This window comes from Amycolatopsis sp. NPDC005961, from assembly GCF_040629235.1.
Classification (GTDB): Bacteria; Actinomycetota; Actinomycetes; order Mycobacteriales; family Pseudonocardiaceae; genus Amycolatopsis; species Amycolatopsis camponoti.
In genome coordinates, this window is record NZ_JBEXVF010000016.1 from 144928 (window position 1) to 161659 (window position 16732).

15 protein-coding genes are annotated in these 16732 nt (G+C 72.1%); 3 read left to right on the forward strand and 12 right to left on the reverse strand.

The window, feature by feature from the left end:
* Positions 1 to 11: 11 nt before the first annotated feature.
* The 8 genes from ABZ342_RS17560 to ABZ342_RS17595 form a co-directional block, all read right to left on the reverse strand.
* A complete protein-coding gene (locus ABZ342_RS17560; protein ID WP_360473923.1) occupies positions 12 to 1616 on the reverse strand; it encodes a carboxylesterase family protein in 1605 nt (534 codons plus the stop codon).
* Between the two features lie 49 nt (positions 1617 to 1665).
* Positions 1666 to 2436 carry an IclR family transcriptional regulator gene (locus tag ABZ342_RS17565; RefSeq protein ID WP_360473925.1) on the reverse strand — a complete coding sequence of 257 codons (771 nt, stop codon included), beginning with the start codon at positions 2434 to 2436 and terminating at the stop codon, positions 1666 to 1668.
* Positions 2437 to 2496: 60 nt separating this feature from the next.
* Positions 2497 to 3450, reverse strand: a complete 954-nt coding sequence (locus ABZ342_RS17570; RefSeq protein ID WP_360473927.1) for a zinc-binding dehydrogenase — start codon at positions 3448 to 3450, stop codon at positions 2497 to 2499.
* The gene (locus ABZ342_RS17575; protein WP_360473929.1) at positions 3447 to 4301 is read right to left on the reverse strand and encodes an alpha/beta hydrolase; all 855 of its coding nucleotides are present in this window, start codon (positions 4299 to 4301) and stop codon (positions 3447 to 3449) included. The genes ABZ342_RS17570 and ABZ342_RS17575 overlap by 4 nt, the downstream gene beginning before the upstream one ends.
* Positions 4302 to 4407: 106 nt before the next feature.
* Positions 4408 to 5274 (reverse strand): alpha/beta hydrolase, encoded by an 867-nt coding sequence (locus tag ABZ342_RS17580; RefSeq protein ID WP_360473931.1) that lies wholly within the window; start codon positions 5272 to 5274, stop codon positions 4408 to 4410.
* Positions 5271 to 6524: a M20/M25/M40 family metallo-hydrolase gene (locus tag ABZ342_RS17585; protein WP_360473933.1), complete on the reverse strand. Its 1254-nt coding sequence runs from the start codon at positions 6522 to 6524 to the stop codon at positions 5271 to 5273. Before ABZ342_RS17585 ends, ABZ342_RS17580 begins: the two co-directional genes overlap by 4 nt.
* Positions 6521 to 7453: a hypothetical protein gene (locus ABZ342_RS17590; protein WP_360473935.1), complete on the reverse strand. Its 933-nt coding sequence runs from the start codon at positions 7451 to 7453 to the stop codon at positions 6521 to 6523. Before ABZ342_RS17590 ends, ABZ342_RS17585 begins: the two co-directional genes overlap by 4 nt.
* On the reverse strand, positions 7453 to 8676 hold the full coding sequence (locus ABZ342_RS17595) for an aromatic ring-hydroxylating dioxygenase subunit alpha (protein ID WP_360473937.1): 1224 nt from the start codon (positions 8674 to 8676) through the stop codon (positions 7453 to 7455). Before ABZ342_RS17595 ends, ABZ342_RS17590 begins: the two co-directional genes overlap by 1 nt.
* A gap of 199 nt (positions 8677 to 8875) precedes the next feature.
* Here ABZ342_RS17595 and ABZ342_RS17600 point away from each other — a divergent pair, with 199 nt between their 5' ends.
* Both ABZ342_RS17600 and ABZ342_RS17605 read left to right on the forward strand, forming a co-directional pair.
* Positions 8876 to 9853, forward strand: coding sequence for an NAD(P)/FAD-dependent oxidoreductase (locus ABZ342_RS17600; protein ID WP_360473939.1), 978 nt, complete (start codon positions 8876 to 8878; stop codon positions 9851 to 9853).
* 15 nt (positions 9854 to 9868) lie between these two features.
* Entirely contained in the window at positions 9869 to 10204 is a 336-nt protein-coding gene (locus ABZ342_RS17605) for a ferredoxin family protein (RefSeq protein WP_284748205.1), read from the forward strand.
* Positions 10205 to 10239: 35 nt separating this feature from the next.
* On the opposite strand, the gene ABZ342_RS17610 is transcribed toward ABZ342_RS17605, so the two are convergent.
* The 4 genes from ABZ342_RS17610 to ABZ342_RS17625 form a co-directional block, all read right to left on the reverse strand.
* Positions 10240 to 11007 (reverse strand): enoyl-CoA hydratase-related protein, encoded by a 768-nt coding sequence (locus ABZ342_RS17610; protein ID WP_360473941.1) that lies wholly within the window; start codon positions 11005 to 11007, stop codon positions 10240 to 10242.
* Between the two features lie 11 nt (positions 11008 to 11018).
* On the reverse strand, positions 11019 to 13142 hold the full coding sequence (locus tag ABZ342_RS17615) for a CoA transferase (RefSeq protein WP_360473943.1): 2124 nt from the start codon (positions 13140 to 13142) through the stop codon (positions 11019 to 11021).
* A 73-nt stretch (positions 13143 to 13215) separates the two neighbouring features.
* A complete protein-coding gene (locus ABZ342_RS17620; RefSeq protein ID WP_360473945.1) occupies positions 13216 to 14748 on the reverse strand; it encodes an AMP-binding protein in 1533 nt (510 codons plus the stop codon).
* A 61-nt stretch (positions 14749 to 14809) separates the two neighbouring features.
* Positions 14810 to 15643, reverse strand: a complete 834-nt coding sequence (locus tag ABZ342_RS17625; RefSeq protein ID WP_360473947.1) for an IclR family transcriptional regulator — start codon at positions 15641 to 15643, stop codon at positions 14810 to 14812.
* Positions 15644 to 15849: 206 nt separating this feature from the next.
* On the opposite strand from ABZ342_RS17625, the gene ABZ342_RS17630 reads away from it, so the two are divergent.
* Entirely contained in the window at positions 15850 to 16668 is an 819-nt protein-coding gene (locus tag ABZ342_RS17630) for an alpha/beta fold hydrolase (protein ID WP_360473949.1), read from the forward strand.
* The last annotated feature ends 64 nt before the right edge of the window (positions 16669 to 16732 follow it).

Genomic DNA, 16732 nt, shown 5'->3' on the forward strand with positions numbered 1-16732 from the left:
CGCCCGGCGAGCTACCGGCGTACCACTCCGACCTGCTGGGCGAACCGGTCGGGGTCGAGGTCCAGCCACGGGTAGCCGATGCTGTTCCACAGGTCGCAGTGCTGCGCCGCGGCGAACGCGGTCGAGGTCACCGTCGAGCTACCGCCCGGCTGGAGGACCATCGCCCTCTTGTCCTTGACGCTCGGCCATTCCGCCTGCCCGGCCGCGTCCGGGGTTCCCCGGCGGACGAACGCGCCCCAGTACCGGACCATTTCGGCCGACAGCCGGAGCTGGTCGCGGTCGTAGACGCTGGTCGCGGTGGGCCAGAGGTAGGCCTGGTCCGCCGCGTGCGAGGCACCGGCGTCGAAAGCACCCCGTGCGGAGGGGCTCCGCGCGTCGAAGCGGTACAGGAACGTCTTCGGCTGGTACTTCGAGAACTGCTGCGCCAGCTGGGCGTACTGGCACCCGCCGAGCCCGTAGAAGACACTCGAATCCGTCCACACGGCACCCAATGCGTACGCTGCCGTGTCCTGGGCGGGGAAAGCGCTCAGCGGATACTGCTTCTCGACGTCCGCGGCGTGCTCGCCGAAGAGGTACTCGAGGCTCTTCGAATACTGGGCGGGGGTCGCGGTGCGGAAGGGCAACGCCCAGCCGCGCACCTCGTCGCGGGTGCTGCCGATCAGGAGCGGAACCCGCTCGAAGCGGCCCGTGCGCACGGCGTCCGCCGGGGGGAGGGGCAATTCCGGGACGCCGGCCGTGGGCAGCGGGCCGCTGAGGATGCCGCCGCGGAAGCCGGCGCTCGCGGCTTGGAGCTCGGCCGCGGACTTCGTGCGCAGGCAGCTGACCGAGTCGGTGGGGCAGCCGCCGTCGGTGGCGAACCGCGCGCCGGCCGCCTGGGACTCGGTGACGGTGTGGCTCGGGCAGCCGCCGCTCTGGATGATGGCGCCGTCGATCAGGCCGCGCGTCAGCGGTGACGAAAGCAGGGCGCACACCGAGTGGCCGCCCGCGGAGAGCCCGGAAACGGTCACGGCGTTGTGGTCGCCGCCGAACCGGTCGATGTTGTCGTTGGCCCAGTTCAGGGCAGCAACCTGGTCGAGCAGGCCGTAGTTGCCCCCGCCGGACTTGCTCAGGCCCGGCAGGTTCAGGAAGCCGAACGCGCCGAGCCGGTAGTTGATCGTCACGACGACGATGTTGTTGGTTTCGGCCAGGAGCGAGCCGTCGAACTCGCTCCCGGATCCCGACGAGAACCCACCGCCGTGGATCCACACCAGCACCGGCAGCCGCTCGTTCGTCGGCCGCGCCGGACGGTAGGCGTTCAGGTAGAGGCAGTCCTCCGTGACCGCCGTGCCGGAACCCTGCGGGCACGCCGGGCCGTAGCTCGTCGCGGGCCGGACCCCCGGCCACGACGGCGCGGGCTGCGGTGGCTGCCACCGGAGACCGCCGACCGGTGGCGCGGCGAACGGGATGCCGAGGAACGAGTCCACCGCCCCGGTGGTCTTCCCCCGGACCTGGCCCGCTTCCGTCTGGACGACGAGTGAGTGCACGGCGTTCGCCGCCGCCGGGGCGCCGGCGGCGAGGGACGCGGCGGTCACCGTCAACGCGACCGCGGCACCGAGCCACTTGAGTCTTTTCCGCACCGATCCTCCCGGAACTGAGTGGGTGTCGGTGCAGCATGGGTGCCGCGGCTCACCGGGCGACGGGCGTGGTCCGGCCACTGGACCGCAGGGCGCTGACCGTCTTGGTGATCCGGTGGCCCACCATCGTCAGCAGCCCGGCGTACTTGCCGACGTCGGCGCGGTACAGCGGTGCGGTGATGGACAGGGCGCCGGTCGTCAGGCCGGTCGCGCCGGTCAGCGGGATGGCGACGCTGACGAAGCCGACGCGGGTCTGTTCGTATTCGACCGCGTAGCCGTTCGCGCGGGCCCGGGCCAACTCGCTCAGCAGGAGACCGGGAGCGTTGACCGTGTGGGGCGTGAGCCGGTCGAGCGGCGACGCGATCACCTCGTCGACCAGCGCCCGGGGCCCGAAGGCGAGTAGGACCTTGCCGGTGGCGGTGCAGTGCATCGGCATCCGGCCGGCCACCCGCGACGGCTTGGTCACCTGGCTGTGGCCGGACACCTTCTCCAGGTAGAGGACCTCGCGGCCGTCGGGGACGGCGAGGTGGATCGTCTCGTTCGTCGCCTGGTAGAGGTCCTCCATGTACGGCCGGGCGGCGTCGCGCAGGATGCGCTGGCGGGGCACCCGCTGGCCGATCTCGAACAGGCGGATGCCGAGCCAGTAGTCGCTGCCACGCCGCTCCAGCACGCCCCAGGTCAGCAGCTCCTGCGCCAGGCGGTGCACCGACGCCTTCGCCACGCCGGAGCGCCGGGCCAGTTCGGTGAGGCTCAGGTGCTCGTCGTCGGGGCCGAAGGCCTCGAGGATGAGCTGGACCTTGCCGAGGACGCTGTTCGCTTCCATGGGATCAGGTTCGGTCAGCGGAACCGGTCCGGCCAACGGACCGGTCCGCTCACCGAACCGCTAGGGGACGAGCACGGCGCGGCCGCGGACCCGGCCGGCTCGCAGGTCTTCCAGGGCGAGTGCCGCGTCGGCGAACTCGTACTTCTGCACGGCCAGCGAAAGCTCACCCGCGGACAGCTGCTTGACGAGGTCACCGGCGATCTCGCGGGCCCGGCGTTCCTGCCGGATCATGTTGACCGGCAGCAGCGCGACGTCGTCGAGGAGCCAGGACGGCAGGTCGACGCGGACTTCGGTGCCGGTCACGTAGCCGATCACCGCCGCCCGGCCGCCCTGGCGCACCCAGCGGGTCCGGGCGACCAGGCCGTCGCCGCCGAGTGTGTCGACCAGCAGGGACGCGGGGCGGTCGGCGGCGAGCCGCTCGATGTCCTCAGTGGACTCGAGGCAGACTCCGGTGACGTCGTCGGGCACGTGGGCGAGCTGGTCCGCGCGGCCGACGATCCCGGTGACCTTCGCGCCGGCGAGCACGGCCTGCTGGGCGACCATCGACCCGACCGCGCCGGCCGCCCCGACGACGATCACCTGCTCGTCTTCGGCGAGCCGGGCCACGTCGTGCAGGACGACGAACGCGGTCGTCGCGGGCACGTAGAACGTCGCCGCGACTTCCGGTGGCAGCGGGGCGTCGAGCTTGTTCGCGGCCTTGGCCGGCACGCTGAGCCGCTCGGTCCAGGTGCCGTCACGCAGGAGCCCCAGACCGGCGCCGCGCAGCATCACCTGGTCGCCCGGTGCGAGGCCGGAATCCGCGTCCGCTTCGACGACGATCCCCGCGCCCTCGACGCCACCGGCGTAGGGGAGGGGCGGCTTGAGGGTGAAGGTGCCGCTCGCCACGGTGACGTCCAGGTGCGCCACCGCCGCCGCCTGGACGTCGACCAGCACCTCGCCCTCGGCCCGCGTCGGCTCCGGGACTTCGTCCACGACCGGCGCCGAGCCCCAGGTGTGGAACCGCGCGGCCCTCACGCGGCGGCCTTGCGGAGGAACCCGACGCTCAGCGGGTTGTACCGGGCGGCCTGCTCGTGCTGCGGCCAGTGGCCGCACTCTTCGAACAGCTCCAGCTGCGAGCCGGGGATGTTCTCGTGCATCTTCGTGGCCTCCGGAACCTCGCCGAACGGGTTCTGGCGGCCCCACACGATCAGCGTCGGCTGCGTGATGCGGGCCAGCTGGTCCGGACGCAAGAGGTTGCGCTGCCGCCGTTCCATGTCCTGCAGCGAGAGCAGATTGTCCACATTGGCCACGAACTCCGGCGTGTGGTAGATCGCGTGCCGGACCTCGACCAGCTCTTCGGTCGCGTTCTCCTCGCTCGCCATGAGCAGCCGCAAGCGTTTGCGCGTCAGCTCGACGTCGTCGGTGGCGACGGCGTTCTTCGTGCTGGTGCGGATCCGGTCCATGACTTCGGGGTTGGCCACGGTCCCGCCGGCGCACAGCAGCTGCAGGCTCAGCACCCGCTCCGGGTGGTCGACCGCGGCGCGCGCGCCGACCCAGCCACCCAGGGACTCGCCGACGATGTGCGCGGCGCGGATGCCGACGGCGTCGAAGTAGTCCAGCAGGTGCTTGACGTAGTCGGCGATCTCGTACGGCTGGGCGGGCTTGCCGGTGTAGCCGTGGCCGAGCATGTCGATCGCGTGGACGTCGAACTCGCTGTGCGCGACGATGTTGCGGGCGAACGCTTCCAGGTGCCCGCTGGTGCCGTGCAGGAACACCACGGCTTCGGCGTCCGGGTTCCCGGCCCGCAGCGTCCGGGTGGGGACGCCGGCGGCGTCGACGTACTCGACGCGGTGCGGGATGGGGCTGAGTTCGGTCCAGATGCTCACACGTGCTCCTTGGTGTTGATGCGGTGGACTTGGGTGTTGCTGTACGCGGCGAGCTTGCGCAAGGCAGCGAGCGTCGCGGCTGTGACGGTCAGGGCGAGCAGGACCTTCATGCCGGAACTCCTTGCGGGATCAGGGAACGGAAGAACCCGTCGACCACCGCGTGGTAGGCGTGCGGGCGTTCCTCCTGAAGGTGGTGGGAGACGTGGTCCATGACGTGCAGGTTGCCGTGGGGCACCATGCGCGCGAGCATCAGCGGGTAGTCAGGGGTGAGGAACGCGTCCTGCATGCCCCAGATGAACAGCGTGGGTGCCTGGATGCGGCCGAGTTCGTCGGTCAGGTCCTGCCAGTCGCCGCGAGGGGAGTCCGACATCGCGGCCAGCTCGCGCTCGCCGGGGTCGAGGCTCTGCTCGTAACGCAGGTCCAGGGTCTCTTCGGGGAGCTGGTCGGCGTCGTGCCACTCGAGGGTGGTGATCAGGCGACGCATCTTCTCGCGCGTCGGGCCCTCGCCGCCGTAGTAGGCGTCACGCGCGTTGCGGCCACGGCGGCCGCCCTCGGGGAGCGGGGCGAGGGGTCCGTAGAAGACCGGCATGCTGCCGGTGACGACCAGCGAGCGCACCCGGTCCGGGTACTTCGCGGCGAGGTTGAGCGCGATCGTGCCGCCCCAGGAGTTGCAGACGAAGTCCGCCCGGTCGACGCCCAACGTGTCCAGGAGGGCGACGGTCTTGGCCGCGTGGTGGTCCCACATCGGCCCGGTGATCGGCGTCTTCGCCGAGCGGCCGTACTGGTGGATGTCGACCAGGAGGCACCGGCGGTCTTCGGCGAACAGCGGCGCCACCGGCCCGAAGTCGCTCCACGCGGTGCAGCCGGGGCCGCCGCCGTGCAGGAACACGGTGTCCGGGCCGGAGCCGAGGTCGTGGTAGTGGTAGGTGACGCCGCCGCCGTCGGCGTAGTGGCTTTCGGGTGGTGGGGTCATGCTGCTTCCTTCCCGGTGGTGGACAGGGTCGTGCGGGCGAGGACCTCGCACAGGCGGCGCATCGCGCGGACGTCGACGGTGTTCATGCCGCGGCTGAAGTCGTCGGAGGCCGCCTTCGGCATGCCGGTCCGGACGGTCGGGATGCCGCGGGCGCGCAGGATGTTCGCGTCCGTGGCGCCGCTGTTGTCCGGCACCGGCTCATGCGGTCGGCCGGAAGTTGCTTCCCAGGCGTCGATCGCAGTACGCACGATCGGCGAGTCGGGCGGGGTCGACGTGCCGGGGATGGCCAGGACCATCTCCAGCTCCACGTCGAACTGGTCCAGGAACGCCGCCAGCTCCCGTTTGACGGACAACGGTGTCGTGCCCGGGGCGATCCGCACGTCCAGGCGGATCCGGCAGGCGGCCGGAGTGACCGCGAGCATGCGTTCCCAGCCACCGGCGATCGACCCGATGATGCCTTGCGGAGCTGCGGTGGCCGTGCGGTGACGGGCCGGGTAGTCGGCAAGCCAGCGCTCCAGGCGCGTCACGACGTCGGCGGCGGTGACGATCGGGTTGCGGTAAGGCAGCCGGTGGCGGCTGCCGACGTAGGTGTGGATGCCGGGCACGGTGATCTCGAACCAGCACAACCCGACTTCGTCGTGGGCGACGAAGTCCCCGGGCTTGGCGATCACCGCGTAGTCGGTGTGCCAGCCGCGTTCGAGCAGGAACGAACAGCCCACGCCCTGTCCGGTGTTGGCCCGCGCGGGGTAGCCGGGTGCCTCGATGGCGTTGGTGGGCATGCCGCCCGCGCCGAACGCCACGACGACGTCACCGGCCAGCTCGGGCCGGACCGCGCCCAGAGCCTCGGCGAGCACGAGGATGCAGGCCGCGTGACCCTTCGGGTTGCTCGCCCCGAGGCCGGAGACGAACGGACCTTCGTCGCGGGGCTCGGGTTGCATGTCCGGCCGCAGCTCCGGCCCGATCCAGGGAACGTCCAATTCGGACTGTCCGGTGGTGAGGGTGTCGATCGGTGCGTAGAGCATCAGGTCCTCGCCGCCGCCGGAACCGCGCAGGCGGCCGACGGCGTTGGCCTGGAACTCGTCGAGGTGCTGGGCCTGGGCGGCGAACCCGGCCGCAGACAACCGCGAGGCCAACATGTGGGCGAGGGGTGCTTCGCGGCCGGTCGGGCTCGGGATCGCGGTGACCGCGTGCGCGGCCTCGCGGAGCCGGTCCTCGGTGATACGAGCGAGGACGGTGTCGAGAGTCGTCACGGCCGGATCACCGCGACGCCCATCCCGGTCAGCCACTCGGGCATGGGGGAGTAGGCCAGCGCGCGACCCGGTGCGAAGCCAAGCGCGGCGGCCATGACGAGCCAGGTACGCAGCTCCTGACCGCCGTTGCCGGCTGCCTTCCCGATCTCCTCGGTCGTCAGGGAGGTGTACTTCCCGAGTTCACCGCGTTCGAGGTCGGCCAGGAAGGCTTCGTCGAACTCGGGGAACAGCACCGGACGCGCCGCGGTGATGATTTCGCGACGGCGGCCGTCGTAGCTCTCCCAGTCGCCGCGGCCGTTGAGCCACGCCTCCACGAGGAACTCTTCGTCCTCGCCTTCGGGCGCGCGCCAGTCGTCGGGCCACGGCAGCTGGTGCGACAGGCCACCGGACGCGATCACGACCACCCGCAGGTCTTCGGGCCACGCCTCGATCGCCGCGGCAATGTTGCGGCCCAGCTCGGCGCACCGGTCGGTGCGGGGCAGTGGGGCAGCGAAGACGTTGACCACCAACGGGACCACGGGCACGGCGATGTCGTCGAGGAGGTACTGGATGGCGTGGGTCTGGCCGTGGTCGATCTGCAGGCGCGCCGAGATCGCGACTTCGGTGCCGCGCTCGACGAGGTCTTCGGCGAGCCGCTGGGCGAACTCCGGCGCGGTTTTCTGCGGCCCCGACGGCGTCTTCGCCTCGCCCGAGCCGATGACCTCGCCGACGCCGAGGGTGAACGGCGGGATCATGTCCAGCCAGAACCCGCGGAAGTGGTTGGAGCCCACGATGATCGCGAGGTCGGGCTTCGCCGCGGCGATCTCGTCGCGGGCTTCGCGCAGCGCGTCGCGGAAACGTTCCGCGCGGTCGGTGTGCACGACCTTGTCCCAGTGGGTGTTCATCAACGTCGAGTGGGATGCCCCGACGCCGAGCACCACGCGCGCCATCAGTCCGCCTCCGGAACCGGCACGGTGACGCCGTGTGCGGCCAGCCGGTCGACGCGTTCCTCGCAGGTGTCCTCGGCGAGCTTGCGCCACTTGAGCAGCGAGTCGTCAGGCCGGTACAGCTTCTCCGGCGGGGCGTCGGTCACCTCGACCATCCACTTGTCCTGCCCGGAGAACTGGCCGTGGAACAGCCATCGCACGAACCCGAGGTACTTCGCGTAGAACGGCAACGCCTTCAGCCCGCGCTGGAAGCTCGCCAGCACGCCGACGTACAGGTGGTTGTCGGCGTCGACCGGGACGTAGAACTCGTAGTGGATGAACGTCGGGTACACGATCCGCAGCACGCCGGGCATGCTCACCGAGGCGAAGCCGGGGAACTCCTGCGCCGCGATCACCGGGTTGGTTTCGCGGTGGGTGCTGGTGTTGCCGACGTTGCCGACTTCCTTCGGCGGCCGCAGCTTGAACCACGCCTGGTTGTCCCACTTGCCGAGGCCGGGGAAGTCGGCGGTCCAGTACTGCTTGTCCTGGACGCGGTAGATCCACCGGCCGCGCTGGATGATCCGGGTTTCGTTCCAGACCGGCATCGCCTTGAACAGCCGCCACAAGGCCGTGCGGTGCAGGTACTTCGCGTGGCCTTCGTCGTAGCCGTTCTCGCACGCGAAGCGCCAGTTGCCTTCGCGGGGCTGGATGCGGGAGCCGACGATGGCCTCGTTGCCGACCAGTTCCTCGGGCAGCTGCTCGTCGATCGGCGGGGCCTCTTCGCCGTCGCCGACGAAGACCCACACCATGCCGAGCCGCTCTTCGACCGCGTAGGTGGGCTGCTTGACCTTGCCGCAGATAGGCGACGCGGGGCCGTCGGTGATCGCGGCCTTGAGGTCGCCGGTTTTCAGGTCGAACGTCCAGCCGTGGTACGGGCACGAGATCGTGCCCGGGAACTGCTGGTTGCCCTCCGACAGCGGCACTCCGCGGTGCGGACAGCGGTCCTTCAGCGCGTACACCTTGCCGCCGTCGCGCACCAGCACGATCTTCTGCCCGAGCAGGGTGATCTGCCGGGGCTTGCCGGTGAACCGCGACGAGTACCCGACCGGGTACCAGTAGCCGCGGAACCCGGCCGCCGCGGCCTGGTAGTGCGGCCAGCTCGACCAGTCCTGCCGGCCCGGGAGCCTCACCGGTCGCCGGCTCCGCCGGGCCGGGGTGGTGGCCGTCTCCCCGTTCTGCACGCTCATGACCGCTCCAAGTTCGTTGTGGCGAAGCTGAAGGCGAGTCCACCACCGCCCGGGCCGCGGGCCAACGCCTCCGGTCCGCTCACCGAACCCGATCCGAAATCCGGAACGCGGTCCGCTCACCGGTCCGCGATCCGGGCCCGCGCCGCGGCGCCCGCCTAACGTCCGGCCTTGTCCACTTTCGACATTCCATGGAGGACTCATGGCCCTCGACACCGACATCCTCCTGGTCGGCGCCGGACCGACCGGGCTTTACGGCGCCTACTGCGCGGGCTTCCGCGGGCTGCGCACCGTCGTGGTCGACGGGCTGCCCCAGCCGGGCGGGCAGATCGCCGCCCTGTACCCGGAGAAGGAGATCCTCGACGTCGCCGGGCTGCCGCACGTGCGGGGCCGGGACTTCGTGTCCGCGCTGCTCGACCAGGCCGGCCGGTACGACCCCGAATACCTGCTGGGCCGCCAAGCCGTGGCGCTGGGCCGCGCGAACGACGGGCGGCCCGAGGTCACCCTGTCCGACGGCCTGGTCGTGCGGGCCGGGGCGGTGATCCTGACGGCCGGGATCGGCACGTTCACCCCGCGCAAGCTGCCCGCGGGCGAGGACTACCTCGGCCGGGGCCTGAGCTACTTCGTCACCGACCCGGGCGCGCACACCGGTCAGGACGTCCTCGTCGTGGGCGGTGGGGACAGCGCGGTCGACTGGGCACTGGCCCTGGAACCGATCGCGAAGTCCGTCACCCTCGTGCACCGGCGGTCGGCGTTCCGCGCGCACGCGGCCAGCGTCACGGCGGTGACCGAAGGCGGAACGCACATCGTGACCGACGCCGAAGTCGAAGCGCTCACCGGAGAAGACACGCTGAGGCTGGCCCACGTCCGCGTGCGCGGCGAAGAACGGCCACGACTGTTCGAAGTGGACAGTGTGATCGCCGCTCTCGGCTTCGTGAGCAACCTCGGGCCCCTCACCGGCTGGGGGCTGGAGCTGCGCGGCCGCTCGATCCTCGTCGACTCGCGGATGCGCACCAGCCTCGACCGCGTCTACGCCGCCGGGGATGTGACGGAGTACGAGGGCAAGGTCCGCCTGATGTCCGTCGGCTTCGGCGAAGTCGCGACGGCGGTCAACAACGCCGCGGTCGCGCTCGACCCCGAGCTGTCCCTCTTCCCCGGCCACTCCACCGAAAACTCCTGACCCGGAAGGAAAACCATGGCCTACGTCATCGGCGCCAACTGCATCGACGTCACCGACCGCGCCTGCCTCGACGTCTGCCCCGTCGACTGCATCTACGTCGGCGAGCGCAAGAGCTACATCAACACCAACGAATGCATCGAGTGCGGTGCGTGCGAGCCGGAGTGCCCGGTGGACGCCATCTTCGTCGACCGCAAGGCCCGCGGCGACGAGAGCAAGGCAGTGTTCGTCACCGACTCGATCGCCTTCTTCGAGCAGCCCCTGCCCGGCCGGGACGCGCCCCTCGGCGACCCCGGCGGTGCGGGCACGGTCGGCGACCTCGGCGTGGACACCCCGATGGTCGCGCAGTACTGAGAAAGGGGCGGCACCGATTGCGGTGCCGCCCCTTTTCAGCGCCCCATGAACGACGGTGGGCGCTTGTCCAGGAACGCCTGGAGCCCTTCGGCGGCGTCCGCGGTCCGGGTCAGCTCCGCGACGCCCTTCTCCTCGCGCAGCAGAGCATCCTCGATCGGGAGGCCGTGGCCCTCGTCGACGACCCGCTTGAGGATGCCGATCGCCGCGGTCGGCTTGGCGGCGAGCAGTTGCGCCTCCTCGGCGACCGCGGCGTCGAAGAGCCCGGGGTCGACCACGCGATCCACCAGGCCGTACGCCAGGGCCTGCTGGGCGGACAGGCGGGTGCCGTCGATCATCAGCCGCTTGGCCCGGTGCGGTCCGACGAGCCGCGGGAGCCGCTGGCTGCCGCCCGCCCCGGGGAACAGGCCGAGGGCGATCTCGGGGAACCCGAAGCTCGCCGTGGCCGAAAGGATCCGCAGGTCACAGGCCAGCGACAGCTCCGCACCGCCGCCGAGCGCGTGGCCGTTCATGGCGGCGATCACCGGCTTCGGCGCCCGCTCCAGGAGCCGCTGGACGTCGATCCAGCCACGCATCTCGGCCTGGTTCGCGTCGGACAGGTCCCGCATGACGGCGATGTCCGCACCGGCGACGAAGAACTTCCCGGTGCCGGTGATGACCAGGCACCGCACGTCCGGGTCCGCGGCCAGCGGCGGCAGCACCTCGAGAAACTCCGCGATCAGGGCGGGGTCCACGGCGTTGGCCGGCGGCCGGTCGATCCGGATCGTCGCGACCCCCGCGTCCCGGGTGGTGGTCAGGACCGGCATGCGTGTTCCTCTCATTCGGTGATCCCGGCGGCGCGCAGGGCCGCCAGGCGGTCGTCGTCGAAGCCCAGCAGCTCGCGCAGGACCGGCTCGGTGTGCTGGCCGAGCAGGGGAGCGGGCGAGGTGAGGGTGCCGGGCGTCGCCGTCAGGCGGGCGACGATCCCTTCATGAAGCACCGGTCCGGCGATCGGGTGGTCCAGGCGCACGTAGAAGCCGCGGTCGGCCAGGTGCTCGTCCTGGACGAGGTCGCGGCCGGTCGCCACCACGGCGGCGGCGACGCCGGCGGCCTGCAGACGGGCGGCGAGTTCGTCAGCGTCCTGAGTTCGGGTCCACGCGGCGAGAGCGCCGTCGTCCCCGGACGACCCCGCCAAGTTCCGCAGCGCGGCCCACTGCGTCTCGTCCTGCGGGGTGATGGCCACCCATCGGTCGTCCCCGGCCGCCGGGTAAACGCCGGGCAGCACGGAACGCGCGGTGTCGAGCACCGCCGGGCCCATCGTGGCCGCCATCGCCTCCAGCTGCGAGAGGTCGACGTGCCCACCCTCCCCGCGAATCAGCAGGTCCAGGGCCCCGAGCACCGCCGCGTTGGCGGCAACCATGTCGCCGAGGCCGAACACCAGCCCCTGCGGTGGCTCGCCCGGATCGGCCGTCTCGGCGGACAGCCCGGACATCGCCGCGAGCGTGTCGGCGAAGGTGACGGCCTTCTTCCACGGCCCGGTGTGCCCGACGCCGGACATCGACACCAGGATCGCTTTCGGGTTGATCTGGCGCAGCGACTCGTAGTCGAGGCCCCACTTCGCCAGCACACCGGGGCTGAAGTTCTCCACGACGATGTCGCACCGGGCGGCCAGCTCCCGCAGAACCTCCTGTCCCTCGGGCGTGCGCAGGTTGAGCGCGACGCTGCGCTTGCCGCGGTTGAAGTTCAGGAAGTACCCCGAGTCGTCCGGGCCGGCGCCCGGCCGCAGCCGCATGGACGTCGAGAACCGGGTCGGGTCGTGCCGGTGCTTCGACTCGACCTTGATGACGTCGGCGCCGTGCTCGGCGAGGATCTTGGTCGCATACGGCCCGGCCAGCACCCACGTCAGGTCCAGTATCCGGACGCCGTCGAGCGGACGTCCTTTCGCGGGCCGGTTTCCGCCCGGGGCGCTGGTCCAGGAGCCCTCGGTGAGCGGGGACAGCCTGACCGGCCGGGGCAGGCCCGGGGCGTCCCACGGGAACCCGGCGTCCTCGACACCGTCGACCGAGACGAAGAACCGCCGGTCGCGCAACTGCGGGTTGTGCGTCAGCTCCGCTGGAGGCGTCACTTCGGCCCACGGCAGGGCACGGTCGCGGCCCTGCTCGGCGACCTCGGCCGCGGTGCGCTTGGCGACGAACCGCGCGATCACGGCGTCGACGTGGGGGCGCTCGGCCCAGCGCACCGTCTGGTCGGCGAACCGCTCGTCCAGCAGGTCACCGGCCTCGCCCGCGTCGGCCAGCCAGTCCCGGAGGCCGGTCCACATGCGCTCGCTGCCGGAGTAGCCGCCTGCCACGTACCCGTCGGCGGCCGCGAAGATCCGGTGCGCGACGTGTTCGTAGACGCCGCCGTTGCGCACCGGGAACCGGCCGGCGTGGATCCACGAGATCGCGGCCGTTTCCAGCGTCGCGGCGACCGCTTCCTGCGCCGAGACGTCGATCAGCTGCCCGGTCCCGGCGAGCACGCCCAGCAGCGCGGCGATCGCGCCGTGCGCCCCGGCCAGCTGGCAGGCCTGCTCGCGCGGTGGCGGCTGGGGCGGCCCGTCCGGCTTGCCGCCGAGCCAGGTCATCCCGCCGGCGGAGGCGAGCACGAGGTCACCGCCGACCCAGTCGCGGCGCGGGCCGGTGAGCCCGAACGGCGTCACGACCACGTGCACGGCGTGCGGCCACCGCGAGGTCCCGTCGGCGTGGAGGCCGCGCAGCTTCGCGACCGGACCGCTTTCCAGGACGACGTCGGCTTCCCCGGCCAGCGTGTCGAGGTCCGACGCCGCCAGCTTCTTCCCCGCGTGCCAGTGGACGCGCTCGGGGCCGTCGAGGTCGTCGTCGACGCGGACGACGTCGGCGCCGAGCCCGACCAGCAGCCGGGCGCCCTGCCGGGCCAGTTCGTCGGTGAGGTCGAGTACGCGCAACGGTGCCCTCCTGCGGAACGAAGAATGTCGTTCGACCGTAGGCAGCGGCAGCGCCCGGGCGGCTACGCGCGGTTCACTGGGCGGACCGGGCTTCGGCGTCCCAGGTGAACTCGTCCACAGTGGACGGCAGCAGGGCCTTGACGACCTTGCCGCTGCCGTTGCGCGGCAGTTCGCGCGCGATCCGCACGTACCGCGGCTGGGCGTGCCGCGGCAGCCGCGTGCGGCACCAGTCGCGGACGGCGGGCCCGTCGAGTGCGCGGTCGGTGGCCAGCACGACGAGCAGCTCCTGCTCGGTGAGGTCCGACTCGACCCCGACCGCGGCCGCGTCGACCACACCGGGCAGTGCGCGCAGTACCTGCTCGACGTCCCAGGTCGCGATGTTCTCGCCGCGCCGCCGGACGACGTCGCCCCGCCGGCCGGCGAAGGTCAGGAAGCCGTCCGCGTCGAGGCGGCCGCGGTCGCCGGTGCGGAACCAGCCGTCCCGCAGGACCGCCGCGGTGGCCCCGGGATCGCCCGCGTAGCCGCGGAACCGCATGTCCGGCAGCTTGGCGCGGGCGGCGATCTGTCCCGTCCGTCCCGGCGGCAGGGGTCGTCCGTCCTCGTCCAGGATCGCGACTTCGTACTCGGGCACCACCCGGCCGGCCGTGCCCGGCCGCCAGTCGCCCGGGGTGTTGGCGGAAACGTCCCCGAGTTCGGTGCTGGCGTACGCCTCGAGGGCCTTCACGCCGAAGCGGTCGAGGAACCGCCCGGCGAGTTCGGCGGGGGCCGGGGCGCCGTAGGCCAGGCGGACCGCGTGGTCGTGGTCGGTGCCCGGCCGCCGGTCGAGGATGGCCAGCACGGCGCCCATGAAGTTGAACGCCGTGACCCCCTCGGCGCGGCAGGTGTCCCAGAACCCGGAGGCCGAGAACCGGCGGTGGGCGACCAGCCGGGCACCGGTCAGGAGTGCGGGCAGGAGCGCGGTGTGCCGGACGTTGACGTGGTGCCACGGAAACACGTTGAACAGCACGTCGCCGGGGCCGTAGCCCATGGTCGCCGCCACCCGGCGTGCGTGCCGCAGCGCCGCGAAGTGCGGGAGTTCGGCGGCCTTGGCCCGGCCGGTCGTGCCCGAAGTGGACAGTACGACGAGCACATCCCCCGGTGCGGGCCGGTGTTCCCGGACGCCCGCCGCGGGCAGCTCGTCGAGGAACGGGTGCCCGGGTGGCCCCGGATCGTCCTCACGGACCAGGACGACTCGCTCGACGAGGTTCAGCAGGGCGGGGTTGGCGGTGAGCGCCGACGTTCCGGCGATCAGCACCGAGGCCCTCGTGGAGTGCCGGATCGCCTCGGCGGCCGGGAGCGTGACGTCGAGGGCCAGCGGCACCTCCACCGCCCCTTGCCGGGCGAGCCCGAACAGCAGCTCCACGGCGGCGCGTCCCGGCCGCACGCAGGTCAGCACGCGCGTACCGGGCGTGACGCGGAGCCGGGCGGCGAGGGCGCGGGAGCCCTCGTCGACGTCGCCGATCCGGAGCCGCGTGCCGTCGTCGAAGCGGACCAGTTCGAGATCCGGGTCCTGCCGGGACCGGGCGTTCAGCAGATCCACCAGGGTGCTCGCCCGAAGTTCGCTCACCCGGGTGATCGTCGTTCCGGCCCGCGGAAGGCCCAACCGGCCGGTCCGCTGAGCGGACCGGTCAGCCGGCCGCCCGCTTCGCCGGGGTCTGGACGACGGTGAACGGCTCGTTGCGCACCTCGGAGGCGGTGAGCAGGGCACGGTCGAGTGCCCGCGCGATGGCCGCCGCGGCCGTGCGCAGCTCGGGCAGCAGGCGTTTCGGGGCGAGCCGGGCGACCGGCGCGGTCGTCGACACCGCCGCGTGGACCGTGCCGTCGGCGCCGGTGACCGGCACCGCGAGGCTGCCGACCCCGGGCATCGTCTCCTCGATCTCCAGGGCGAACCCCTTCGCCCGGACCACGGTCAGCTGCTTGCGCAGGTCGTCCACCGAGGACACCGTGCGCGAGGTCAGGTGCGTCAGCCCGGCCGCGTCGAACCGGGCCAGCTGCTCCTCGACATCGGGGGAGGTGGCCAGCAGTACCTTGCCGGTCGCCGTGGCGGGTGCGGGCAGCCGCCCGCCGATCCGGGAGTGCGAGTGGATGTTCGCCTCGCCGGCGACCTTCTCCAGGAAGAGCACGTGGGCGCCGTCGAGCACGGCCAGGTGGATGGTCGCCCGGGTGGCCGCGAAGAGGTCGGCCAACGCCGGCCGCGCGACCGCGCGCAGCACGGCGGAGGCGGGCACCCGCTGGCCGAGTTCGAACACGCGCAGCCCGAGCTGGTAGCAGTCACCGCGGCGCTCGAGCAGCCCCCACTCGACCAGCTCCTGCGCCAGGCGGTAGGCCGACGCCTTCGGCACCCCCGACCGGCGGCTCAGATCGGTGAGCCCCAGCTGGTAGGCGCCGGATTCGAAGGCGCCGAGCAGCAGCTGCGCCTTGCCGAGCACCGAATTGGGCCGATCGTCGTCCTGGGTGGACATGGCACCTCCTCGCGGCTGTGGATTATCACCATCCGGAAAGATCCAAGTCCAGTCGGCGTCACCGTCCGTTACCTGCGTGTTTTCCGGCCGCCACCCGTCGTGGAACGCTTCGATGACCCGGTTCGGTAGGCGGACCGCGGGCGTGGCTCCACCGGTCGTGAGGGCGAACACTCCCGGCACGTCCTTCCGACCACACAGGGAGCCGCATGACGACGGTGGAGTACGGCTACGCCGCGGTGCCGGGCGGGCAGGTGCACTACTCGGAGCAGGGGACCGGCCCGGCCGTGCTCCTGCTGCACCAAACTCCGCGCTCGCTCGACGAGTTCCGCGAACTGCGGCCACTGCTGGCCGCGGACCACCGGGTGCTCGCGCTCGACATGCCGGGGTTCGGCAACAGCACGGCGCTGCCGGCTCCGCAGCGCATCGAGGACTACGCCCGCGGCGTCCTCGCGGCGCTGGACGCCCTCGGGGTGGACCGCACGGCGGTGGTCGGTCACCACACCGGCGGCGTGGTGGCGGTCGAGCTGGCCGCCGCGGCACCCGACCGGATCACGGCCGTGGTCCTCTCGTCGACGCCGTGGGCGGACGCGGGCTACCGTGCGTCGCATGTGGACGGTCCGGGGGTCGACGACGCCGCTCGCGAACCCGGCGGCGGCCACCTGCTCGCGTGGTGGGAGCAGCGCCGGCCCTACTACCCGAAGGCGGCGACCGGGCTGCTCGACCGGTTCGTCCGGGATGCCCTGGCCCCCGGCGTCGACCCCCGCGAGGGCCACCTTGCGTGTGCGCGGTACGAGATGGAACGGCGGATCGGGCGGGTGCGCGCACCCGTCCTGCTCCTCGGCGCGGGCGACGACCCGTTCGCCCTGCCGGCCCTGGAGCCCCTCGAACGGCACCTGACCGGGGCCGCCCTCGTGCACTCGGCCGTGATCGACGGCGGCACGGTCGCGCTCATGGAGGACAAGGCCGACGAGGTCGCGGCCACCGTGCTGCCTTTCCTGCGCCGGTTCACCCGGTCCGCTGATTGAACCCGCGTGTTGCCGATGTCCCGGCCGGCACACGAAAGTACGCCAACTCGACCGGCTCTTCCGG